We start from the raw sequence: 23,309 nt of genomic DNA, 5'->3' as shown, positions 1-23,309 counted from the left end.
GGCTCGTTTCACTCATCGGCCCGATGATGCCGGTCCTCATCCGCAACGGATGGCCTGGATCACGCCGGCGTCGTCCAGGCTCACATCGAGGCGGTCCGCGCGAAATTCCATGGTGTAGGCCTGCCCCGGCCGTTTCACCCGAACGGTCGCCGCGCCACTCTCCTGTTCCAGACGCTCCCCCAGGGCCTCCGTGTAGGCATCGCCGACATGGTCCTGCAGCCGTTGGGCCCCGCAGGCATCCTCCGACTGGCTCATGGTCGGCGGTTTGGGCGCCTCGTCCCGGGGCGGGGCATTCGATGTCGACGCCGATCCCGCACAGCCCGCGAGCAAGCCCGTGAACATGAGTGCCAGGGTGGCGGCGGTGAGAGTTCGCAGCGGCATTTCGACTCCTTTCCTTGATCGTCACTTTCCCGTCCAGCGTATGGCGACCAGGCCGACACGTCCATCGAGAACTTCTGTCTCGAGGCCGGAACCACGCCCTTTTGCCCCCCGCCCGACAACGGCTAGGCTAGGAGAACACTCCCTCAGCACGAGACCACACCATGCATAAGCACATCGACTGGGACGACCCCGGCGCCAACGGCGTTCTGCGCTTCTATGCCGACCATCCCGACGACACACCTGAGCCGCACGTCGGCAGCATCATCACTGGCCTGTATCGGGGCACCACGGTGCGCGTGCGGGTCGAAGCACGCGTCGAGGACACCAGCATCGGTGACGTGGTGGCATTGATCGCACCGGACAATGGTCGCCGCCAGCAAAGCGTCGGCGACCTCGAGTTGGGCGACACCGTACGCCTTGCCGACACCGATCGCGCCATGGAGCCGAACCATCCTCACGAGGACGAGGAGGAGCAGGACTGATTCCGTGCGCGGTTACCATCCACCGCCACCAACGACACCTAAACGCTCGCCCACTAGCCAAGCACTGCCCCGGTGTCGCACAGTTGAAGACGATTCGGCTGGCAACCCCGGGGCGGAATGCTTCCCGCCCCGGGCAACCGCGGGGCCTTGATGAGCACAAACAACATCTGGACGCACAAGGGAACCTTCCTGCTGGCCGCGGTGGGTTCGGCGGTAGGGCTCGGCAATCTCTGGCGCTTTCCCTATCTGGCCGGCGAGAACGGCGGTGGTGCCTTTCTGCTGATCTACGCCGTGACGCTCTTCGCGGTCGGCGTCCCGATCCTGATCGCCGAAATCCTGCTTGGCCGCAGCAGCCGCCGCAGCCCGATCATGGGCATGCGCTTTCTGAGCCGTACCCACGGCACCTCACGAGCCTGGGAATCGATCGGCTGGCTGGGCGCCGCCTCAGCGTTCATCATTCTCAGCTTCTACTCGGTGATCGCCGGCTGGGCCCTGCACTATACCTGGCGCATGATCACCGGCTCGCTGGCCGGCGCTGATGCCGCCACCATCGCCAGCGGCTTCGACGCCCTGCTCGCCTCGCCCGCCCTGCTGACGCTCTACCATACGCTGTTCATCGCCGCCTCTGGCCTGATCGTCGGGCTCGGCATCCATCGTGGCATCGAGAACGGCCTGCGCGTGCTGATGCCCGCCCTGCTCGCGATCCTGCTGGTCATCCTGGCCTACAGCGCCATGCAGGGTGACATGAATGCAGCCGCACGTTTCCTGTTTACCTTCCAGCTCAGCGATCTCAGCGTCGCAGGCTGGCTGGCCGCCATGGGCCAGTCCTTCTTCACCCTGAGTCTCGGCATGGGCGCGATCATGGCCTACGGTGCCTACATGCCCGGCGAGGCTTCGCTGAGCCGTACCGCCCTGGCCATCGTCGTGATCGACACCGCAGTGGCACTGATCGCCGGGCTGGCGATCTTCGCGCTGGTCTTCGGCGCCGATCTGGCGCCGGACGAGGGTCCGGGCTTGATGTTCGTCACCCTGCCGCTGGCCTTCGCCGAGATGCCCGGCGGTTCACTGGTGGGTGGCGCCTTCTTCATTCTGGTGCTGGGTGCGGCCATCAGCTCGGCGATCTCGATGATCGAGCCGGTCGCCGCCTTTCTGGTGGAACGCTTCGACCTCAACCGCGCCCAGGCGGTGGCCGCCATGGTCATCACCAGCTGGGCACTGGGTCTGCTCAGCGTGTTCAGCTTCAATGTCTGGGCCGAGCACAGCCCCTTCCACGAATTACTGGGGCTCAGCGCCTTCGGCCTGCTGGAACTGCTGACCCATATCTTCATGCCCCTGGGCGGGCTGATGATCTCGCTGTTCGCCGGCTGGGCGCTGACACACGGCGAAGTCATGAAGGAGTTGCGCACCAGCGAGGGCTGGTTTCAAACCTGGCGCTTCCTGGTACGTTTCGTCTCCCCGGCGGCGGTGGCCTTCGTGTTCCTGCAGGCCATCCCGCAGCTGGACGGTTACCTGCTCCCGCTGATCGGCGCAGTGGTGATCGTGGGGGTTTTCGCCGCCAGTCGCATCTTCCTGGCAGAGAGCCATCAGAACCCCTGAGGGCAACGTGACGGGGGCACTCGGTTGTGTCCCTCGGCTGACAACAACGAACAACATCGACGGAACCACCATGTCTGCCATCATCGACGTACAGCATGTTCGCAAGGCCTTCGGAGGCCTGCAGGTCATCGACGACTGCTCGATCCAGGTCGCGCAGGGCTCGGTCACCGGCCTGATCGGCCCCAACGGGGCCGGCAAGTCGACCCTGTTCAACATCATTGCCGGCGCCCTGCCGCTGGACAGCGGCCAGGTATGGCTCGACGGCGAGGACATCACCAACCGCCCCGCCAACGAACTTTTCCACAAGGGCTTGCTGCGAACCTTCCAGATCGCCCATGAGTTCGCCAACATGACGGCGCTGGAAAACCTGATGATGGTGCCGCCCCGCCAATCCGGCGAACACCTGTTCAGCACCTGGCTCAAGCCCCGTGCCGTGGGCCGCGAGGAGGCCGAGGTCTGCCGACGGGCCCTGGAGGTCATCGACTTCATCGGCCTGCACCATGTGCGCAACGAGCTGGCCGGCAACCTCTCCGGCGGCCAGAAGAAGCTTCTCGAACTCGGCCGCACCATGATGACCGATGCGCGCATCGTGCTGCTCGACGAGATCGCCGCCGGGGTCAACCGTACCCTGCTCGGCGACCTGATGCGCAACATCGAGCGCCTCAATCGCGAGATGGGCTATACCTTCCTGGTCATCGAGCATGACATGGACATGATCGCGCGGCTGTGCGACCCGGTGATCGTGCTTGCCCAGGGCAGCGTGATGATGGAGGGCAGTATCGAGGAGATACGCAACGACAAGCGGGTGATCGAGGCCTACTTCGGTGCCGATGTGGCCTGAGGGCCAGCCACGCTCAGAGCGAATAACGCGGATAACAACAGCAGGGGTACGCCGCGACGTACCCGACAACGCAGAGATCCTTCACTATGCCTCTACTCGACGCACGCAACGTGCACGGTGGCTATGGCGGCATGAACATCCTCAACGGGGTGGACATGGCCATCGAGGCCAACGAGGTCGGCGTCATCGTCGGGCCCAACGGGGCCGGCAAGTCGACCATGCTCAAGGCCATCTTCGGGTTGCTCAATGTCAGCCAGGGCGAAATCCTGCTGAACGGCGAGCCCATCCAGAATCAGCCGCCCAACCAGTTGGTGAAGCGCGGCATGGGCTTCGTGCCCCAGGAACACAACATCTTCCCGAGCCTCACGGTGAAGGAAAACCTGCAGATGGGTGCCTACCTCAAGCCCGACAACGTCAAGCGCATGCTCGCGCGCATCTACGAGTTCTTCCCGCCGCTGTACGACAAGCGCCACCAGCCGGCCGGCGAACTATCCGGCGGACAACGCCAGATGGTCGCCATGGGCCGCGCCCTGATGGCCGAGCCCGACCTGCTGCTGCTCGATGAGCCCACCGCCGGGCTCTCGCCACGCTACATGAACGAGATCTTCGCCCGGGTGAAGGAAATCAACGCCGCCGGCGTGGGCGTGCTGATGGTCGAACAGAACGCCAAGCAGGCGCTCGGCATCGCCGACAGGGGCTTCGTGCTGGCCGCCGGCCAGAACCGTTTCACCGACACCGGTGCGGCCCTGCTGGCCGACCCGGACGTCGCCAAGAGTTTTCTGGGCGGCTGAGCCTCGCTCGGCGTCGACGAAACCATCCGGAGGCTGTGCCTTGAACGAACTCGTCTTCTTCATCAACAACGTGGTGATCGCCGGCAGTGTTTCCGGCTCGATCTATGCCATGGGTGCCGTGGGCGTGACGCTGATCTTCAGCATCATGCGCTTTGCCCACTTCGCCCATGGCGACATGATGACCTTCGGCGCCTTCATGGTGCTGCTGCTGACCACCCTCTTCCCGCAGGCCGGCGCCGCCATCGGCGTACCCACGCCGATACTCATGCTGCCGCTGGCCATGGTGCTGACCGCGGGACTGGCGGTAGGCATCGACCGCACCTTCTACAGGCCGCTGCGCGCCCATGGGGTCAAGCCCATCGTCATGGTGATCGCCTCATTGGGCGTGACCCTGATGCTGCAGGGGTTGATCCGGCTGTTCGCCGGCACCGGCGGCTCCAGCCTCTATGTGGATGACCGCAAGGAGATCTTCCGCCTGCCGATTCCCATCGAGGGCGTACGGATGCCGGTGGTGATCACCGAACCTCAGCTCTACCTGTTCGTGCTGACGATCATCTGCGTGGTAGCCCTGCATTTCTTCCTCAGCCGCTCGCGACTGGGCAAGGCCATGCGCGCCATGTCCGACAATCCCGACCTGGCCCAGGCCTCGGGCATCAACACCAATACCATCGTGGCGGTGACCTGGATGCTCGCCGGCGGCTTGGCCGCCATCGCCGGCACCCTGTTGTCGCTGGACGTGACCTTCAAGCCCGACCTCAGCTTCTTCCTGCTGTTGCCGATCTTCGCGGCGGCCATCGTCGGCGGCGTGGGACATCCCTTCGGCGCCGTCGCCGGCGGTTTCGTGGTCGGCTTCGCCGAGTCCCTGGCGGTCTTCAACTGGAGCGTGTTGCTCAGGCCCTTCCGCGACAGCCTGCCCGAGTGGCTGGCACTGCCGAGCAACCTTTCCTTCGTCGGCACCGAGTACAAGATCGTGGTGCCCTTCTTCATCCTCGTCGCCATCCTGGTGTGGCGCCCCACCGGCATCTTCAAGGGCAAGGTGATCACATGACCCAGTCGCATCCTCCGCGCCAACAACGCGCCGATAGCGTGGCTGCGCCGCGTCGTTTCCCGCTGCGCGAATCGGTCATCTTCCTGGCTCTGCTGGCCGCAGTGCTGGTGGTCTATGCCGCCATGGGCTCGGCCTATGGCACACGCATGCTGGTGGAGGCGGCCTGCTACGCCATCCTGGCCCTGGGGCTGACCATCCAGTGGGGCTACGCCGGGCAGTTCAACGCCGGCGTCATGGGCTTCGTCGCCCTCGGCGGGTTCTGCGCCATGTTCTTCAGCATTCCCGTCAACGAAGCCTTCTGGAGCAGCGAGCTGCCCGGCGAACTGGGGCTGGCACTGCTCTACATGGTGGCCGCCATCGTGCTGGTCGTCGCCGTGTCACGCCTGGACCGGATCGGCGTGCCCAAGCCGCTGCGCACCTTCATCACCGTGGTGCTCGGCGTGGTGCTCTACATGGCAGTGATCAGCAACTTCCGTGAGGTGGCCGGCCAGATCGAGTCACGGGTCGACTTCATCGGCGGCCTGGCCCTGCCGGCGTGGTTCGGCTGGATCATCGGCGGCGCCCTGGCCGGCGGCGTCGGCTACTTCATCGGCCATGTCTGCCTGGGGCTGCGCAGCGACTACCTGGCCATCGCCACCATCGGCATCGCCGAGATCATCAAGGCCTTTCTCAAGAACGCCGACTGGCTGACGCGCGGCACCGCCACGGTCTCGCCGCTGCCCTGGCCGGTACCCGGTCCCGGCGATGTGGGCTTCACCCTGGCCCGGGCGCTGTATCTCTCGGTTACCGCGGTGATCATCGCGGCCATCTTCTTCCTGCTGCATCGCGCCTACAACGCCCCCTGGGGGCGCATGATCCGCGCCATCCGCGACAACGAAGTCTCCGCCGCGGCCATGGGCAAGGACATCAACAAGCGCCGCCTGGAGATCTTCGTGCTGGGCTGCATCCTGATGGGTATCGGCGGCGCCGTGCTGGCCAGCTTCAACAGCCTCTTCGATCCCCAGGGCTACCTGCCGTTGAACCATACCTTCCTGGTGCTGGTGATGGTGATCCTCGGTGGACCGGGCAACAACCTTGGCACCATCTTCGGCGCCGTGGTGGTCTATATCATCTGGCTGATGTCCGAACCGCTGGCACTGTTTCTGATGCAACTGGCCGTCGACATCGGCAGCGCCACCTTCGGCTGGGACGCACCCACCAACCTGGACAGCCGCGCCCTGCAGGCCAGGGTGTTCGTGATCGGCCTGCTGATCAGCCTGGTGCTACGCTTCGCGCCCAAGGGCATGCTGCCCGAGAAGGTGCGCCACCACGGCTGATTCCGGCCAGGACGACGGACGGAAAATCGAAAAGAGCCCCGGTCGTGAGACCGGGGCTCTCGAGGTTTCAGGCATCAACGATGGGCTCGGCCAGCGAGCCCTTGCACGTCAGGAGCCGCTGTCCTCGCTCGGCTCGCCTTCCTCGCTGACATACCCCTGACTGGTGAAGGCGCCGTCCTGGACCACCATTTCCAGCACTACGCCCGGTACGTCGCCGTTCTCGTCGAACTCGTGAGTGCCCGAGGCACCCTCGTAGTTGATCTCGGTGCCGGCGGCGATCAGTTCCTTGGCCTTCTTCCACTCGCCGGGCAGGATGACCTCGCCCGGCGCCGAGGCCACGCTGCGCAGCGCCTCGGAGAGCCCCGCGCGCTCGGCATTGCCGTTCTGCTCGATGGCCAGGCCCAGCAGGAAGGCCGCATCATAGGCCTGGGCGGCGAACACCGCGCTGGGATCGATCCCGGCAGCCTTGGCGTCCTCGTTGAAGATCTCGGTACCCGGCAGCTCCGGGCTACCCGGCCGCGTGGCGATCATGCCGTCGAGCACATCGGCACCGATGGCCTTGACCAGGCTGTCGCCGACCATGCCGTCGGCCCCGATGAACTGGGTGAACATGCCGCTCTCGTAAGCCTGACGCACCACCGTCTGTCCCGAGGTATCGGCATAGGCCAGGACCACTAGATTGGGCACGCCGGTGGACGACAGGCGCCCTAGTTCGGCGCGATAGTCGGAACGGTTGTCCTCGTGGGGCAGGTTCTCCGCCACCGTGCCGCCGCCTTCCTTGAAGGCCGTCGTGAAGGCCTTGTCCAGACCGCTGCCATAGTCATTGTTGACGTAGGTGACCACGACCTCCTCGATGCCCTTGTCCAGCAGCAGCTTGGCCAGCATCTTGCCCTGGAAGCCATCGGAGGGCACCGTGCGGAAGACCAGATCATTGTCGTCGATATTGGTCACCGCCGGTGCCGTGGAAGCCGGCGATACCATGGTCACGCCACCGGGTACCGCCGCGTTGTTGGCCGCGGCAATGGTGGCCCCGGTACACAAGGCCCCGACGATGGCCGTGACCTCTTCGGTGTTGACCATGCGATCGGCCGCGTTGGAAGCCGCCGAGGCATCGGAGCAGGTCGTATCCCCGGTGGGCATGACGATCTCCTCGCCATCCAGCAGGCCACCCTGTTCGTTGATCTGCTTCACCGCCAGCTCGGCACCGTCATAGATCGGCGGCGTCAGGCTCTCGATACCCCCGGTGAAGCCACCGAGAAAACCGATCTTCACCTCGGCCTGGGCCAGGCCGGTAAATGCCACGGAGGACGCCGCCACCGCCATCGCTAGAATGCGTTTGTTCATGATTGTTGGTCTCGCTTCTGGTTACACAGGATCACACTTCCACAATCTGGAAGGGGAGACGCCAAAACACAAGCCAGAGCTGCCAACGTTCGCCGCCCCACGGGTATGTCGTCCTATACTGAAGTGCCACGCTCCCTGCCGGGGAGCCGCGATTCCCGATCACCACGCCAGAAGGGAGCCCGACGATGAGACCCATCGCAACGTTGACGCTCGGCAGCCTGCTGCTCGCCGGCTTCGCCGACACCGCCCTGGCCGAGGAAACCGACGGCCAGCGCATCGACTACCAGGTGAACGACGAAGCCTTCACCGGCTATCTGGCCAGTGCACCGGACGAAGCCCGAGGCACCGTGCTGATCGTCCACGACTGGGACGGCCTGACCGACTACGAGCGCCAGCGCGCCGACATGCTTGCCGCCGAGGGGTACGACGCCTTCGCCATCGATCTCTACGGCAAGGGCAATCGCCCCGTGGAAACCGATGCCAAGAAGGCCGAGACCGCGCGACTCTACGACGACCGCGAGCGCATGCGTCGTCTGACGCTGGCCGGCCTGGAGGAAGCCCGCCGCCAGGGCGTCGCCCAGCCGACCGTGGTCATGGGCTACTGCTTCGGCGGTGCCGTGGTGCTGGAACTGGCCCGTTCCGGACAGGCCGAGGACGTGCGCGGCTATGCCACCTTCCACGGCGGCCTCAACACGCCGGAAGGCCAAGCGTATTCCGCCGATACGCCGCCCATCCTGATCGCCCATGGCGGCGCCGACACCTCCATCAGCATGTCGGACGTCGCCGCCCTCGCCGAGGAGCTGGAAGCCGCCGGCGCCCCCTACGAGATCGAGGTCTACTCCGGCGCACCCCATGCCTTCACCGTCATCGGCAGCGACGCCTATCAGCAGCGCGCCGACGAAAAATCCTGGGCTGCCTTCCACGACCTGCTCGGCGAGGTGCTGTAAGTTTCCATCCCGTAGACAATAAGCCACCGCCAAAGGCCAAATAGAACGGCTCCTTTATGTAAACGACCGCGTGAATGTTTCGGTAGAATCGCCGACCGGCATTCGAATTTATCGCATGAACGCACGTTTTCAGTAAAGGAGCTCCCCTTGTCCGAACAAGACCCGACTGCCCGCCCCAATCTCTGGCAGCGCATCCCACTGTGGCAGAAGATCCTCGCCGGCCTGGTCCTCGGCGTTCTGGCCGGCGCCTTGATGGGCGAACGGGCCAGCCTCTTCAAGCCGCTCGGCGACATCTTCATCAACGCCATCAAGATGTTGATCGTGCCGCTGGTGTTCTCGACCCTGGTGGTCGGTATCACCGCCATGCGCGACCCGCAGAAGATGGGGCGCATCGGCCTGCGCACCATCGCCCTCTACCTGCTGACCACGGCTTTCGCCATCGCCATCGGCCTGCTGGCGTCCTGGATATTCCAGCCCGGCGTGGGCCTGGACATGACCTTCGACTCCAGTGTCGAACCCAAGGAAGCGCCCACCCTGGTGGAGATCCTGGTCGGCCTGGTACCCCAGAATCCCATCGATGCCCTGGCCAACGGCAACATCCTGCAGATCATCGTCTTCGCCATCGGGCTGGGTATCTCGCTGACGCTGATCGGCGAGAAAGGCGAGCCCGTGGTGAAGGTCTTCGAAAGCTTCGCCGAAGCGATGGTCAAGCTGACCAATATCGTCATGAGCTTCGCGCCCTTCGGCGTCTTCGGGCTGATCGCCCACGTGGCAGGCAGCTATGGGCTGGAGGTGCTGCTGCCGTTGGCCAAGGTGATCGGCGTGGCCTACCTGGCCAGCGTGCTGCACGTACTGCTGGTCTACTCTGGGCTGCTGGCCCTGCTCGGCCGCCTCAACCCGCTGCGCTACCTGCAAGGCATCCTCGATGCCCTGGTGGTGGCCTACTCCTCGGCCTCTTCCTCCGGCACCCTGCCGGTCTCGCTGCGCTGTGCCCGCAATAACCTCGGCGTATCGGAAGGCGTCGCCGGTTTCGTACTGCCGGTGGGCGCGACCATCAACATGGATGGCACCGCCATCTACCAGGGCGTGGTCGCGGTGTTCATCGCCCAGTTGCTGGGCGTCGACCTGAGCATGACCGACTACGGCATGATCATCCTCACCGGCACCCTGGCCTCGATCGGCACCGCCGGCGTGCCCGGCGCAGGCCTGGTCATGCTCTCCATCGTCATGGCCCAGATCGGCCTGCCGCTGGAGGCCATCGCGGTGATCGCCGGCATCGACCGCATCCTCGACATGGCGCGTACCTGCGTGAACGTGGCCGGTGACCTGATGGTCACGACCCTGGTCGGCAAGAGCGAAGGCGAACTGGACGAGGACGTCTACAACGCCAAGTCCTGGCGCTGAGCCTTCTCCATCAGCAGGAAGGCCGCCACTCGGAAAGTGGCGGCCTCTGCATTGCCGACCCGCGACGAACGATCACTTCGCACCGGGGCGGGGCGCACGACGCCAGGCTCCCAGCCCGGGCATGGGCTCGAGTTCGCCCTTGAGGTACTGCTCGGTGGTCAGCAGGAACAGACGCCGAAAGAGATCATGGATGGCTTCCTCCCGGCGCATCGCCAGCAGTTCCGGATCTTCGCCACGCTCCAGGTCGTCCTTCGGATACTCCCATGCCATGCGTACCGAGCCCGAACTGACATCGCAGATCTGCAGGATGGGGTTCGTACCGCGAAACGCTGTCTTGATGTGATAGGCCATGTCACTCTCCCTCGCGTTGCTCGCTCTTCGGGCTGATTCCAATCGCACTCATAAATGATAACAATTATCATTTTTAAGCTTGGCCAGGGTGTGACAATCTGTCAAGACACTCAGGTACGCAACGCGGCCTCCACGATCTCCCTCGCTTCATCGCTCATCGGCAGCTCCAGTGCCAGCTCACGCGCCTGCGGCGACATCTTGCCCCACGTCTTGCGCACGATGCGGATCAAGTGATCGTGCTCCACCTGACGCGAGAAATCCGCGAAGTAATTCTCCAGAAACACCAGGCAGGCACAGTCCTCCACCGCCTGGGTACCGGCATCGCGACCCAGTCCCTGCTTGCGGATCATGCGCGCCACCTGCTCGGCATCCTCCTCGTCGAAGCCCGCCTCGCGCATCAGCTTCGCCGTGGTCTCGCCGGCCCGCTGCCCCTGGTCGCGCCGCCAGGTCAGATAGCCCACGCGGCCTTCGGGATACTCGTCGCGCGGCACCTGCCAGCGCTGTAGATGCTGGCCGCGTACCGCCAGGCGCACCAACTCATCGGGCGACGCCTCCAGACGTTCCAACCAGGCGCTCATGCGTCCGGCGTGCCATAGTTCTTTCGGCATAAGTTCCTTCGGCACAAGCTCCTTGGACGAGGACTGCCCTTCGACCTCCACCCGACGCGGATCCTCCGCGTGGAGAGCGTCCAGGGCGTCGAGCGCCCGCTGATAGGCAGACGATGCTGACATGATGTTTTCTCCTCCTCTGGGCCATCGCCCCCATGTAAACACGCCGTGATCACCGGGGCACCGATTTGCAGAGAGCCCCATGACCCGGTTAGGTTATTGCACGATCATTCAACAAAAAGGATGCCTATGTTTTCCCATCGTCCCGCGCTTTCGTCCACGCTCGCCCTGCTGGGCGGCGCGACCCTCATGGCCCCGCTGGCCGCCCAGGCCGATGCGCTCGAACAACAGCGACAGGACCTCGAAGGCTTCCAGGTCATCGCCCATCGCGGCGCCAGCGGCCACGCCCCCGAACATACCTGGCCCGCCTACGACCAGGCACTGGCCATGGGCGCCGACTACCTCGAGCTGGACGTCCACATGAGCGCCGATGGGCGACTGGTGGCCATTCACGACACCACGCTGGACCGCACCACGGAGGGCCAGGGGCCGGTGAAGGAACGCAGCCTCGACGAGCTCAAGACGCTGGACGCCGGTAGCTGGTTCAACGAGGCCCACCCGGAACACGCCGACGACGCCTACGCCGGCGCCGAGATCCTCACCCTGGACGAAGTCATCGACCGCTACGGCCAGGACGTGCGCTACTACATCGAGACCAAGTCGCCCAAGGACTACCCCGAACTGCAGGACGCCCTGGTCAGCAAGCTCGAGGCCGAAGGCCTGGTGCAATCGGGCTCGGTGGTCATCCAATCCTTCAGCCAGACCAGCCTGAAGGAAGTGCACGACCTCAACCCCGACATCCCGCTCGTCCAGCTTCTCTGGTACTCCCCCGGCGAAGACGGCCAGACGCTCGAAGAATGGACCGGTGTCACCCCCAGCCCAGCCGACATCACCGACGCCGACTTCCAGGCCATCGCCGACTACGCCGACGGCGTCGGACCCAACTACCTCTACGACGGCCAACCGGTGATCGACGCCGACTTCATCGACCAGGCCCACGCCAACGGCCTGCTGGTGCACGTCTACACCATCAACGAAAAAGACCAGATGCGCCAACTGCTCGACTGGGGCGTCGACGGCCTCTTCACCAACTTCCCCGACCGGTTGAAGGACGTTAGGGAGGAGTGAGCTGCCTGGGCGGCAGCGAACTGCCAACTGAGCGACTACAGCCAGGACGGCTGTTTCTGAGCTGCCTGGGCGGCAGCGAACGATCACAGCAAGAATGGTCACGGCTGCAATGTTTTCTGAGCTGCCTGGGCGGCAGCGAACATGCTACGCGCTTTGAGGACTTCGAGACGCAATTTCTGAGCTGCCTGGGCGGCAGCGAACAGGGCGTGACGCCCACAGCATGCGGCGCTTACTTTCTGAGCTGCCTGGGCGGCAGCGAACAACGATGGCAAACAGATCTCGCAACTGCACTGTTTCTGAGCTGCCTGGGCGGCAGCGAACATGGGAGCTCAATGTATTCATCTTTATGCCTTTTTCTGAGCTGCCTGGGCGGCAGCGAACCGCTGGTCTGCCAAGCTTTCCGTCCGCCGGGATTTCTGAGCTGCCTGGGCGGCAGCGAACAAGAGCTTATCATAGCTAACCAGCTGATTGTTAAAGAGCATTCGTGAAAAGAAAGCGCCACACCCTTTTCTAGGAAGCGGCGCTAACTCATTGATTTACTGGGCCTCAACAGAGGCTCCCGAAAAAGGGTCAAAACCAGGGAACGGTTGCTTCACGGCTCAAGCCATAGTGGTTGAAGTGTCCCGTCATGGGGGCATCTTGGAGTTCACCATGTTCGATAAACAACGCAAAACGTTGGCCACTCGACCGACTGTTCACCTGCACAAACGGCAGTGAGATCTTGCGCTTAGCAGGTACCGACATGCATTGGCGCGCCTCGTCTTCGCTAATGTCGTGGCGGCGCGCGTAGCGCTTGACCCGGCTTGGGCCGCCTGTATTGAACTGCCTCCGAGTAACACGACAATGACGCGCCGCTGCCGGCACGGGCGCAATATCGGTAGTCTCGACGTGGTCGCGCATGCCTGCCAGCCATGACAGCGCCATCAGTTGCTCGAGCCGCTCTTTTCGCGCATGTAGCCGTAACCGATCACCCGGTGTGCGTGTCCGTACGCCGGTTTTGTGATCGGGCAGACTAATGCCGATATCATCGGCCCCTAGATCATAAAGTGCCCGATGGAGCTTGCTATAGAGTGCGTTCATCAGCATCGATGCCGGAAACTCCGGGTCCGGCCGTAGCCGAATATCGAGATAATGGTCCATGGCTTACCCCGCTTCGCCGAAGACACCACCGCGAATCAACGTAGCCATTACGAAATGCTGTTGTTCCGTTTCTGGCACTTGGTCCTTGAGCATCCAGTTATCCAGTAGCGAATAAAAGTCCACCTTCTGCTTCGGCTGGCGATAGGCAGTGCCCTGAGTGGTCACGGAGCCATAGGGCTCGACGGCAATGGGGCCAAGGTCGCTTCCATCTTCCGGCGCCGGATACCAGGTATCGATGGTGCGGATGGCATTGCCCAACTTCTGAGAGTGGATAGCGGCCACGCCGTCAACGCTATAGAGCGTCTTGCTTTTATCGCCCCGCCCTCGCTCCAGGATCAACTCTTGCGATGGGAAAACCTCCTGCCCGTTACCGACATGCGCAAAGGCGATGACTTCCAGTATCAAATGACGCTCGCCCGCGAGAGCATCTGCAATATCCTGAGCCAGCTCCGCGGTGTGCGTATCACTTTCAAAACCGCGAAGTGACAAACTCAGTGCATCGAATGTCCATTCTTTGTCGACGTGGCCTTTTTCCATACGACGAATACGCACCTCGACTTGTTCAGCGCCAACACGGTTACGCCATAAAAAACGCCCGTTCGCCAGATTGTGAGCGTAACGTCGGGCCAGTTCGCTAAACCCTTCTGTTTTCACATAGTCCGCAACGGCTTGTTGCAGCTTGGCTTGGTAATCGGCGTTATTGCATGCCGAAGGTGTACCCGCGCCGCCAAGCACCCGCAACGTGAAACGTGCCATCAACGTATCAGCGTCATGGGACAAGGTGGCAACGTCGACGGTCTGCAGGTTGGGGTTCTCGATTGCAGCATCGAGCTTCGCCGGGTCTTGCTCCTTGGCCTTGAGGCGATTGGAGATCGTACCGCGCACCGACTTTTCACGAACCGACACCGCTTGCCAGTCTTCCAGCGCATCGCGCTGCGACCATTGTCCGGCATAGAGCAATGCATCGGAGGGATCGAGTTTACGTTCAAAGGCGAGAACGGAAGCAGTTTTCAAAGCGTCGTCTTTCTTAGCCATTATTGGGCTCCTTGTCATTAGGCGCGGTGCGCGCGCTGGACATAGTCGTTGTTAAGGCGATAAAGACCGGCATCGAGGTCGTTATCGACATACCAGAGCATATCTTCGGGGCAAGTCAAACGGTGAGGACTGATCCACTCCCCAATAGAGTAAATGCTTTCCACGAAGCGGAACGGGATTTGCGTATCGCGCGCATTCTCCACGCTACCTGGTTCGAATTGTTTGGAGATGGCGCCATACCCCACTGGCATCGGTACCAGCCAGCCACGATAGGGGCGTCGCACTTGCCAACGCACCTCTTCGCTCTCGGGATCGACATGGCATTCGTGATTGAGGCGCGATAGATCGAGCCAGGCATCCAGCGCCGTCGCGTTCTCGTCCTGGGCTTGAAGGGTCCTGGTGTGCTCGGCAAGGCGGTCATCACGTAACACCAAGGAAAATCCTGGCAACCAGCGACGCTTCAACTTCTTGAACTGCTTTTCACGCTCACTCGGTTCATCATCCAACGCGACCCAGGCCGATTTCTGGTAGTTAGCAGCAACGCTCCGGTTGGGCATTACGCTTCCACCAGCCACGCGCATCCCGGCGACCATTTCACTGATCTGATGTGCGATATCCTGGCGTTCTCCCTCCACCACCTTGCCAGCAATCGCGAATATCAGGGTGATATCCAAGTGAATTCGACCTTCCTCGACAATGGCAGCGGTATTACCCGCTTTATCGACAGGGTTACGCGTGAGGTGAAAAGCACGGGTATAGCCGCCCTCAGTTGCTTGTGCCTCGGTGTCATGACAAACCACTCCGACACGGTCCAGCGATACCTGGATATCCGCTTCAACCAACTTGCGCTCCAGTGCATGCATCATACCCACAAAAGCACTCATCGCCGGGAAGCCCCACGTCATTGGACTGGAAATCGCATTGGCGTTTTGTACGCGGAGACGCGGTAGCACCAGAAGGTTCTTGACGTCACTCATCGTCTTCCCTTCCCTTTAGCTCTTCCAACTCATCGAGTTCTTCCACCAGGGCAGCCATCCAGCGACGGTCTTTATCTAGCAGTCGTTGATGGGAAGCATCTTGACCGAGCTCTTTCTTCCAGTGACGAAACTCGACATCCCCTAGCGGTAACTTGCCACCAAGCGCCTCGTTAAGCCAATTGGCGAAACGCTGACGAATCTCGTCAGGCCAGTCTGCTGCATGGCGCGCTTTACGGAACTCGGCATCCTCTTGGGCACGGCCCGGATCAAGCCAGAAAACCTCTTCTTCGGCTAGACGGCAGTTTTCATCGGCACTCCATCCTGGCTCGAGGCTATGCATCTGCATCGTGAACAGTACTAGTTCATCCATGATCATCGCGGTGTAGTCATCACGTAGATCACGTGTATGCATATCTATGTTGGGATTGGTCTCCAGAAATCGCTTCAGATCACCGACCAATGCCCGTACTTCCTTGCGTCGACCAAACATTCCGCCGCGAGACAGAACGGAGTCCGCCTTTAATGGTGGGCGGATATCACGAGAGCTCCAGGCAGGCGGCAACGACGCCAATAAATAGTTGTTACCACCTCGTTCGCTATTCAGTTGCGAAATATTCTGCGGCTTTGTGCCACCCATTTTTTGTGAAGCTATATTGGGATAGTCATGAACTTCTTGTTCGCCCAATTTCCCTTCACGTTTGGCCTTGCGGGCCTCCTTGGCCTCGTCGCTGAACCGATCACGATTGATCGTCTGAAAGACTTGATGTGCCAGCGAGGTCGCATAGAGTGGTGCCAATAGATGAAAATCTCCATCATCCACGGCATCGTCCCCTGTTAACCAGTACACCTGCTTGGCACGAGTATGAGAAGCATGTTCACCGCGAGGCTCGGTAATGCCAGCAAAGGCCTTCATCCAAGCTTGTGACTGCTCTGAATTATCGCTCAAGGCACGCGCCAGTTCGGTGTCTCCCTCGAGCACACGCTCCAGCAATGACTTCCCATCGTACTCAATCTTCAGGAATTTATAGACATCGAGTGCAGCAGCATTACCTACAACATCGCCATCGAAATCTGCCGGTAACAAATGGCTTCCCACCCCTTGATGCTTAGACAGAAACTCTGGGGGCGTATAGAGATTCGAGCCCTTTGCATCTGGATGAATAGGCTTGAGAGAGTGGGTTACGACTTGCAATTGGCTGACACGCCGCGCGGCGTCTTGGAGCCAGCTGTCACGCTGAAACTGTTCAACCAGCGCTTGGTACTTGGGATCATCGGTAGCCAGCTTTTCCGCTTTGGTATCGAAGCGGTCTTTCAAGAACGCCTCAATTAACTCACGGAGTTCCTGCCAGCCACCAGACATAGTGGGCATAACATGTCCTTACGAGATGGGGCTTGGTAAAAACAAGCGCTAATGAGACAATGAGCCCCGAGGCAAGAACCTCGGAGCTGTTTGGGTAGAAATCTATACCCTCCTAACGGAGCAATAGCCAATCACCCTCTCACCTCCTTACTGCTGCAACACAGTTATCAGGTTATGTTGTCTCATCACTGGACGGCCGCCACCGTCCAGTCCTTTAGAGGTTAGTAGCCTTTCCACAAACAATCAATCCTATCAACTCACACTTTGATTGAATCTGACACCTTTCCTCTGTAACCCTATGCTATAGTTCCATCGCTGCCGAAAAGCAGCTCAGAAATATCACCTCACGCTATGAATGCTCAGCTGCCGCAAAGGCAGCTCGGGCTGGTCGCAACCAGCCCTCACTTCTTCACAAATCCCAGCACGGGGTGATAGCGCCACCCATGCGTGCTTTCGGGTGCACTGACGATGCCGAAGGTGCGTGCGGCTTTGTCGAGCGGGATGTCTAGGTCCTCGGCGAGGTCGGCAAGCGCGGTCAGGTAGTCATCGGCGCCCCAGGGCTGAATGCGCTCGCCCTGTTCATGCTCCAGGTCTATCCGCGCCATCAGACTCTCTTCGACTGCCACGTAAAGCGTTTCACCACGCTTGGCCCCGTCTTCCACGCGATGCAGCGTCCAGGTTCCACCACCCTCGTCAGGTAATAACGCGAGCGCCACATCGGTCTGGGTTGGTTGGCGAAAACGCTGACGCTGTGAGAGTACGCCTGTCAGGTGCATTCGCGGCACGGCATACCAGCTATAAGCCCCCAAGGGCGGTGGTGACGGCTCCATGCCCAACCTGCGCTCCTTCTTGGTCAGCGGCTGTGTGGGCGGTTCCAGCATTTGCGTTACCAACCGCTGGTGTTCCAAATCGACCAGGCTATCGCGTGGGAATAGCGTCTCGCGCGCCAGCACGCGCGGCCGAGCGTCGATGATCTGGTATTCATCCGGTACGAGCAGCGCGTTCAACGAGTGATGATTAAGTCGCCAGGCCTCATCCGTCTCGAACCCTGGGCGCTGGAAGGCGAGTCGCCCGGGGTCTTCCAGATGTTTGAGATTGGTATCCAGAAGCTGGATATTCGGCGTGTCGCAGGGCTTGTCACGATGGCGCCATACGCGCCCAGCCAACTGGATGATCGAGCGCATGGAAGAAGGCTCGACAATGGCCCAGTCATAGTCATGGTCTCGACCAACTTCGGTAACCGGGCTCCCGAGCACGATAAAGAGATGATCGGCTTCGTCACTGCCATCGAGTAGACGCCGGATATCGGCCTGCTCGAACACGCGTTCCGGCTCGGCACGTTGCAATGTGCGGTCCAAGCGGCGTTCGATTTCCGAGCGCATCACCAGAGGATGCCGCGAGTGATACACGCAAAGGTGGATGCGTTGTCCAGAGCAAGCGCCCTGCTGGAAAAGCGACCTGGCGACATCGACCAACGGATCGATATTGGCCATGCGGATCAAACCGAAACTGACGCGCTTGCCGGTGACAGGGTCACGCGAATGGTGACGCTCGTGTAACTGGGCGGCTTGGGTTCGAAGCAACTCGGCCAGGCCAGGACGAATCTCTTCCGGGCGCTTTCCCAAGGCCGGTAAAGAAAGGAGTTCTCCTCGGCGGCGCACGGGATTCTCGGCCAGGCGCTTGAGCCGTCTCGTCGCAAAGGCGGCATGCGCGGCGCTGAAGGCATCACCGTCGGCACAATCCTGATGCTGGCGATCATTTTCGTCGAACCACGCACAGCAGATATTCACGGGCTGGCCTGGCTCACCGCGATGGTGCTGATAGGCTTCACGTCCGCTGCGGTACGCCTCATACAATCCGTGTACCAAAGCGGGCGGCAAGGTAGCCGATGACAGCAACACACGCGACCCGAGTAACCCTGCCCAGTGCACCAATCGGGTCAGCGCTGGCAGATCGTTGATATCGAAGTCGTCGATTTCATCGAGTACTAGGTCGCTGCTCATCAGGCGGAGCATGGGGGCAATCTGGCGTCCACCTCGCGTGCTTTCAGTGGCCGGCACCAGGTGATCCACGGTGCAGACGAGAATGGGCGCGGCAATCAGCGAACGCGTTCCCGGCTCATCCCCCAAGCGTCGAAGCACAGGGTGAGTGTCGATATGGCCTTCGAATACCACGTGGGCATCTTCATCGATCAGTCCTTGCGTCGAAGCCGAACCGCTCGCTTCAGCGTCTTTCTCGTAGTGCTCGAATAACGCCTTGTTGGCACTGCCACCCACCCGCACCGCGAGCTCGTCTTCACCGAGATGCAAGCGCTCACGCAGCGCTTGGCCGGTTTGCAACGTAAGTGTGCGAAGCCCCAGTGCGATGCTGAAGCGCGCGCCCTGCTCGGGATCCGCCAGCGCATACATGATTCGTCCGTTGGCCAGCGTTTTACCGCAGCCAGTGGAGGCCATGTTGATGCCGAAAAATCCCTGACACTGGCTACGCTCGCGCAATGACTGGGCAAGGTCGAACGCCTGGTCCTGCCAACGAAAGCGAGGGTGTTCACTTCTCTTGCGAAAGCCCTTGTGCCGCGCCAGGCGTGATAAATGGCTCTCCACGGTAGGCAAGGCCCGCGCGATGGTGCTGGCGTGCTTTTCAACCCCCAGAATGTGCTCATCGAGCAATTGGTTGGGTTGTCCCGTCTTGCGCACGGTATTGGCCACCAGCGGATAGCCGGGCTCGCCTTGTACCCGTCTGGCTGGATCTTCAAGACTCGAATAGTGGTGATCCGCCAGCATCAAACACAGGCGCGAGAGATGCATGACATAGGGACTATCAAGCCAGTTCGTGTCATCGGATAACCTGGCCAGTAACCGTTTCGCCTGCTTGGCAGCGCGTTCACGCCAACGCCACGTGGAAAGCGGCAACCCATGGTGAAACGTCCAATACGGAGTGATTCGTTGCGGGTCCTGGGTCGTGGAGATCTCGTTCCACTGCGCGTCGATCAACGACAGAACATCCCCTAGTTGTTCCATTTGCAGCGTGACATTCTGGCTGCCCCAGCGAGTCGCCGGGTTCGAGAGATCGTCGGGTGGCTTGAGAGGTAACCGGTGATGACTCACGATCAACCACCCGAGAGCAGCGGCCAAGGGCGGTAAACGCCGGAATATGGCGGCTGGCTCGGCGTCGAGCCCATCTCGTTCCATATTCTCTAACCAATCTGCTTCTTGATAACGCCCCTCGGCGAGTCGAGCGAGCCAGGTCGCATCATCGTCATCACCGACGAAGGCCTGGAAGAGCCGCAGCGACACCCATTCATGGCGGTACAGGTTACGCCCTTCCAGCTTGCCTTGAAGCCGTTGCTGGAAGGCTGCGGACGCTTTACCCAGGTCGTGCAGCAACGCTGACATGGACGCCAGCAACAAGATGTCCTCGCCACTATGCCAGTCGTTTTCGTCTTCGCGGCGCAGAATATCCCGCGATGTGGTGTTGGTCGGCACCGCGCCCTGCGGGTTGAAACGTTTGGCATCTCCGACGATCCACACCAGTTCGCTGTGGTCATGACCACGAATCCAATGGCACGCTACGGCGGTATTCTTCCGCGCCGTCTTACGCAGTAACTTCCTCAGCGTGTCGAGCCCTTCGAGCGTAATCGGAGTTTGCCAAGTACGCTCTCCTCGGCGCTCGGCGAATTGATCGAGGATACGCCGCGTTTCCTTGAGTGCGTTCTTGTTGCACTGGGAGACCAGTAGCACATTCATGCCTCAGGCCCTCCGAGATCGAGGGCCACAGCCTTGAGCGTATCGATCATGAAATCGAGGGATTCGGTACGTGTCAGCCGCTCGATACACGCTTGGCGAAACTCTTGTTCCTCGTCCCCTTTCATGGCCGAGAGAAACGCTTGCGGGAGGATGATGGCGTCCTTGACCAGGTCTGCCACATCGAAAACCAGGCCACCTCGCCGAGTCTTGCCATGCAAGACCGCCAAACCATGAGGAATTCCCAGTACCCAGGTTGCCGTGGCCGCCAGCCCATAAGCCAAATAGTTGCCGTGGTCGAGAAAGCGGTTGGCCGGATCCACGCCCTGCCCACGCTTCACGCGGGTAAAGTCACCATAATCGGTGGCATGGCTTGCCAACCGGAATAGTTTCTTGGTGAGTCGCGCTTCTTCTGTCAGCAGTGCAGTGGTATCAACAGCTTGACCGATAGCCTCCCGGCTCGATGTAAGCAACGCTTTTAGCTCGGTTTTGCTCGGCGTGAAACCTGTATCCCGTTGAAAGCGCGACTCTCCCCAGAGATGCTCGATCCGATCTAGCCGTGCCAGTTGAAAACAACGCGCTGCGTCGAGACGTTTTTCATCATCAAACCAGAACCGCACCCAGTACTGCAGATATTCAGTCGGACGGTATTCACTCTGCGGTGTTAGCCAGGCAACATCGACATCCACCTCATTGGCGGCAAAGAGTGGCGTACCGCCACCGCCACAGAAACCAACCAGCACACCGGCCTTGGCCAATTCACGCATCGCCGCCTGTGTGATCGAAGTCCCCGTTCCCAGCAATAGTGACGTGGTATTGGCGATCGGTATGTTCCAGTAGCGCGACTGTTTGCCTTCGTCGGTGACGTACTCGACACGGCCACCATTCACCAACACTCGACAGTGCTGCAGGTAATACAGATTGGCACGCTTCGAGTGCAGGATTGTCTTGAGATCGGAAGGAGAGAGATCATCCATGTTGCCACTGCCCTCTTTACTGCCCCATTGATCCCCTATCCAAGCACGCCCCCTTTCTACCCGCCACCTCTGGACATTCATCCACGACACTCTTCAACCCGGCCTCGAGTCGGGACAATGCTATCCGGGTCGAAACCAGTACAGCGCTACCGGGATCCTGGCCTGCAGCCGGTTCCCGGTTGCCAGGCTTTCTTCACCCGAGGCCGGGTTGATGAGTAACGACACCTGCCGAATTCTTGCGACAGTCAGGGCGTCAGTCGCTTCAGCCGCCCTTGAGCAAGCGGTCGAGCTGGCGATAACCGATGGCCTCGATCAGATGTTCGCGGGTCGGCCTGGGGGCACCGGCCAGGTCGGCGAGGGTCAGGGCCACCCGGAGCACGCGATGGAAGGCTCGTGCCGAAAGCTGCAGTCGCTCCAGCACTTCGGCGAGCCAGGCACGGTCATCGGCACCCAGCGCGCAAGCAGCTTCCAGATCGGGGCCTGCCAGGTAGGCGTTGAGCGCTCCTCTCGACCATTGGCGCTCACGCGCCGCCAAAACCCGTTCGCGTACCGTCGCCGAATCCTCTCCCGACTCCCGCGAGGTCAATTGCTCTGCTGGCAGGGCTGGCACTTCCACCTGCAGGTCGATGCGATCCAGCAAGGGGCCTGACAGTCGCGCCTGATAGCGCTGAATCTGGGCGGCCGTGCAGTGACAGGCCTGGCGCGGGTCGCCAAGATGACCGCAGGGGCAGGGATTCATGGCCGCCACCAGTTGGAAACGCGCCGGATAACGACGCTCGTGGTTGGCGCGGGCAATGTGGATCTGTCCGGATTCCATGGGCTCGCGCATCACTTCCAGAACCTGCCGCGAGAACTCCGGCAGTTCGTCGAGAAACAGTACGCCGTGGTGCGCCAGGGAGATCTCCCCCGGCTTGGGACGCGAGCCGCCGCCGACCAGAGCTACGGCACTCGCAGTGTGATGTGGGGCTCGAAAGGGGCGACGTCCCCACTGCTCGGCCAGCGGCAATCCACTGACCGAACGTACCGCCGCGACCTCCAGGGCCTCGTCCTCGCCGAGCGGCGGCAGGATGCCGGGCAGACGACTGGCCAGCATGGTCTTGCCGGTGCCGGGCGGGCCGGCGAACAACAGGTTGTGGCCTCCCGCCGCCGCGACTTCCAGGGCACGACGCGCCTGGTGCTGCCCTCTCACCTCGCGTAAATCCGGCTCCGAGGTATCGCGACGTGGCGGCGCCTGTAGCCGATGGGCGGCAATGGTTTCCTGCCCGAGAAGATGGGCCACCACCTCCAGCAGATGCTCGGCGGGCAGAACCTCGAGATCACCGGCCAGGGCCGCTTCGTCGGCGTTGGCTCGGGGCACGATCAAGCGCCGCCCCGCTTGCCGCGTGGCCATGGCCAGCGGTAGCACCCCGCTCGCCGGGCGCAGGCCGCCGTCCAACGCCAGTTCGCCCACACACTCCACCTCGGCCAGGGCCTCGGGCGGAATCTGTCCGGAAGCGACCAGCAGGCCCAGTGCGATGGGGAGATCAAAGCGCCCGCCGTCCTTGGGAAGATCGGCGGGCGCCAGATTCAGGGTGATACGCCGCAGCGGAAATTCGAAACCGGCATTGACCAGGGCGCTGCGCACCCTCTCCCGGCTTTCCTTGACGGCGGTTTCGGGCAGCCCGACCAGCGTGATGCCAGGCAGGCCGTTGGTCAGGTGTACCTCGACAAGCACCTCGGGCGCCTCCAGGCCGAGGCCCGCCCGGGTGCGAATGATCGCCAGCGTCATAGGCGTTCCCTCGCG

Annotated in this window: 19 protein-coding genes, 1 pseudogene and 1 CRISPR repeat array; of the genes and pseudogenes, 9 read left to right on the top strand and 11 right to left on the bottom strand. The window is 61.7% G+C overall.

Annotation, left to right across the window (positions count from 1 at the left end):
* Window positions 1-36: 36 nt before the first annotated feature.
* Complete coding sequence (locus HELO_RS00620; protein WP_013330878.1) at window positions 37-381, bottom strand: I78 family peptidase inhibitor; 345 nt, start codon at window positions 379-381, stop codon at window positions 37-39.
* 161 nt (window positions 382-542) lie between these two features.
* Between HELO_RS00620 and HELO_RS00615 the strand changes: the two genes are divergently transcribed.
* The 6 genes from HELO_RS00615 (at window position 543) to HELO_RS00590 (ending at window position 6,455) form a co-directional block, all read left to right on the top strand.
* Window positions 543-863 carry a hypothetical protein gene (locus HELO_RS00615; RefSeq protein ID WP_013330877.1) on the top strand — a complete coding sequence of 107 codons (321 nt, stop codon included), beginning with the start codon at window positions 543-545 and terminating at the stop codon, window positions 861-863.
* Between the two features lie 150 nt (window positions 864-1,013).
* Complete coding sequence (locus HELO_RS00610; protein ID WP_041602309.1) at window positions 1,014-2,459, top strand: sodium-dependent transporter; 1,446 nt, start codon at window positions 1,014-1,016, stop codon at window positions 2,457-2,459.
* Between the two features lie 70 nt (window positions 2,460-2,529).
* Window positions 2,530-3,300 carry an ABC transporter ATP-binding protein gene (locus HELO_RS00605; RefSeq protein WP_041601828.1) on the top strand — a complete coding sequence of 257 codons (771 nt, stop codon included), beginning with the start codon at window positions 2,530-2,532 and terminating at the stop codon, window positions 3,298-3,300.
* An 86-nt stretch (window positions 3,301-3,386) separates the two neighbouring features.
* Complete coding sequence (locus HELO_RS00600) at window positions 3,387-4,091, top strand: ABC transporter ATP-binding protein (protein WP_013330874.1); 705 nt, start codon at window positions 3,387-3,389, stop codon at window positions 4,089-4,091.
* Between the two features lie 40 nt (window positions 4,092-4,131).
* Window positions 4,132-5,139 (top strand): branched-chain amino acid ABC transporter permease, encoded by a 1,008-nt coding sequence (locus HELO_RS00595; protein WP_013330873.1) that lies wholly within the window; start codon window positions 4,132-4,134, stop codon window positions 5,137-5,139.
* Complete coding sequence (locus HELO_RS00590) at window positions 5,136-6,455, top strand: branched-chain amino acid ABC transporter permease (RefSeq protein ID WP_013330872.1); 1,320 nt, start codon at window positions 5,136-5,138, stop codon at window positions 6,453-6,455. Before HELO_RS00595 ends, HELO_RS00590 begins: the two co-directional genes overlap by 4 nt.
* 108 nt (window positions 6,456-6,563) lie before the next feature.
* On the opposite strand, the gene HELO_RS00585 is transcribed toward HELO_RS00590, so the two are convergent.
* A complete protein-coding gene (locus tag HELO_RS00585) occupies window positions 6,564-7,802 on the bottom strand; it encodes an ABC transporter substrate-binding protein (protein WP_049786177.1) in 1,239 nt (412 codons plus the stop codon).
* A gap of 182 nt (window positions 7,803-7,984) precedes the next feature.
* Between HELO_RS00585 and HELO_RS00580 the strand changes: the two genes are divergently transcribed.
* Both HELO_RS00580 and HELO_RS00575 read left to right on the top strand, forming a co-directional pair.
* Window positions 7,985-8,746 carry a dienelactone hydrolase family protein gene (locus HELO_RS00580; protein WP_013330870.1) on the top strand — a complete coding sequence of 254 codons (762 nt, stop codon included), beginning with the start codon at window positions 7,985-7,987 and terminating at the stop codon, window positions 8,744-8,746.
* Between the two features lie 147 nt (window positions 8,747-8,893).
* On the top strand, window positions 8,894-10,150 hold the full coding sequence (locus tag HELO_RS00575; protein ID WP_013330869.1) for a dicarboxylate/amino acid:cation symporter: 1,257 nt from the start codon (window positions 8,894-8,896) through the stop codon (window positions 10,148-10,150).
* 72 nt (window positions 10,151-10,222) lie between these two features.
* On the opposite strand, the gene HELO_RS00570 is transcribed toward HELO_RS00575, so the two are convergent.
* Both HELO_RS00570 and HELO_RS00565 read right to left on the bottom strand, forming a co-directional pair.
* Window positions 10,223-10,501 carry a hypothetical protein gene (locus tag HELO_RS00570; RefSeq protein ID WP_013330868.1) on the bottom strand — a complete coding sequence of 93 codons (279 nt, stop codon included), beginning with the start codon at window positions 10,499-10,501 and terminating at the stop codon, window positions 10,223-10,225.
* Window positions 10,502-10,611: 110 nt separating this feature from the next.
* Window positions 10,612-11,232: a DUF4202 domain-containing protein gene (locus HELO_RS00565; protein WP_013330867.1), complete on the bottom strand. Its 621-nt coding sequence runs from the start codon at window positions 11,230-11,232 to the stop codon at window positions 10,612-10,614.
* A 120-nt stretch (window positions 11,233-11,352) separates the two neighbouring features.
* Between HELO_RS00565 and HELO_RS00560 the strand changes: the two are divergent.
* Window positions 11,353-12,210, top strand: a pseudogene (locus HELO_RS00560) (glycerophosphodiester phosphodiesterase family protein); the annotation flags it as partial.
* An 80-nt stretch (window positions 12,211-12,290) separates the two neighbouring features.
* A CRISPR array of direct repeats spans window positions 12,291-12,738; the repeat unit is 28 nt; unit sequence TTTCTGAGCTGCCTGGGCGGCAGCGAAC.
* Window positions 12,739-12,867: 129 nt separating this feature from the next.
* On the opposite strand, the gene cas6f reads toward HELO_RS00560, so the two are convergent.
* The 7 genes from cas6f to HELO_RS00525 form a co-directional block, all read right to left on the bottom strand.
* Window positions 12,868-13,437, bottom strand: coding sequence for a type I-F CRISPR-associated endoribonuclease Cas6/Csy4 (gene cas6f, locus HELO_RS00555; RefSeq protein WP_109637282.1), 570 nt, complete (start codon window positions 13,435-13,437; stop codon window positions 12,868-12,870).
* Window positions 13,438-13,440: 3 nt separating this feature from the next.
* Entirely contained in the window at window positions 13,441-14,472 is a 1,032-nt protein-coding gene (csy3, locus tag HELO_RS00550; RefSeq protein WP_013330865.1) for a type I-F CRISPR-associated protein Csy3, read from the bottom strand.
* A gap of 17 nt (window positions 14,473-14,489) precedes the next feature.
* Complete coding sequence (gene csy2, locus HELO_RS00545) at window positions 14,490-15,449, bottom strand: type I-F CRISPR-associated protein Csy2 (RefSeq protein ID WP_013330864.1); 960 nt, start codon at window positions 15,447-15,449, stop codon at window positions 14,490-14,492.
* Window positions 15,442-16,818 carry a type I-F CRISPR-associated protein Csy1 gene (gene csy1, locus HELO_RS00540; RefSeq protein ID WP_013330863.1) on the bottom strand — a complete coding sequence of 459 codons (1,377 nt, stop codon included), beginning with the start codon at window positions 16,816-16,818 and terminating at the stop codon, window positions 15,442-15,444. The genes csy2 and csy1 overlap by 8 nt, the downstream gene beginning before the upstream one ends.
* A 392-nt stretch (window positions 16,819-17,210) precedes the next feature.
* Entirely contained in the window at window positions 17,211-20,552 is a 3,342-nt protein-coding gene (gene cas3f, locus HELO_RS00535) for a type I-F CRISPR-associated helicase Cas3f (RefSeq protein ID WP_013330862.1), read from the bottom strand.
* A complete protein-coding gene (cas1f, locus tag HELO_RS00530) occupies window positions 20,549-21,526 on the bottom strand; it encodes a type I-F CRISPR-associated endonuclease Cas1f (RefSeq protein WP_041601826.1) in 978 nt (325 codons plus the stop codon). The genes cas3f and cas1f overlap by 4 nt, the downstream gene beginning before the upstream one ends.
* Window positions 21,527-21,788: 262 nt before the next feature.
* Window positions 21,789-23,294 (bottom strand): YifB family Mg chelatase-like AAA ATPase, encoded by a 1,506-nt coding sequence (locus tag HELO_RS00525; RefSeq protein WP_013330860.1) that lies wholly within the window; start codon window positions 23,292-23,294, stop codon window positions 21,789-21,791.
* Window positions 23,295-23,309 lie beyond the last annotated feature (15 nt).

This window comes from Halomonas elongata DSM 2581, from assembly GCF_000196875.2.
GTDB classification, from domain to species: Bacteria; Pseudomonadota; Gammaproteobacteria; order Pseudomonadales; family Halomonadaceae; genus Halomonas; species Halomonas elongata.
This window is presented reverse-complemented; position numbering and strand designations above follow the sequence as displayed.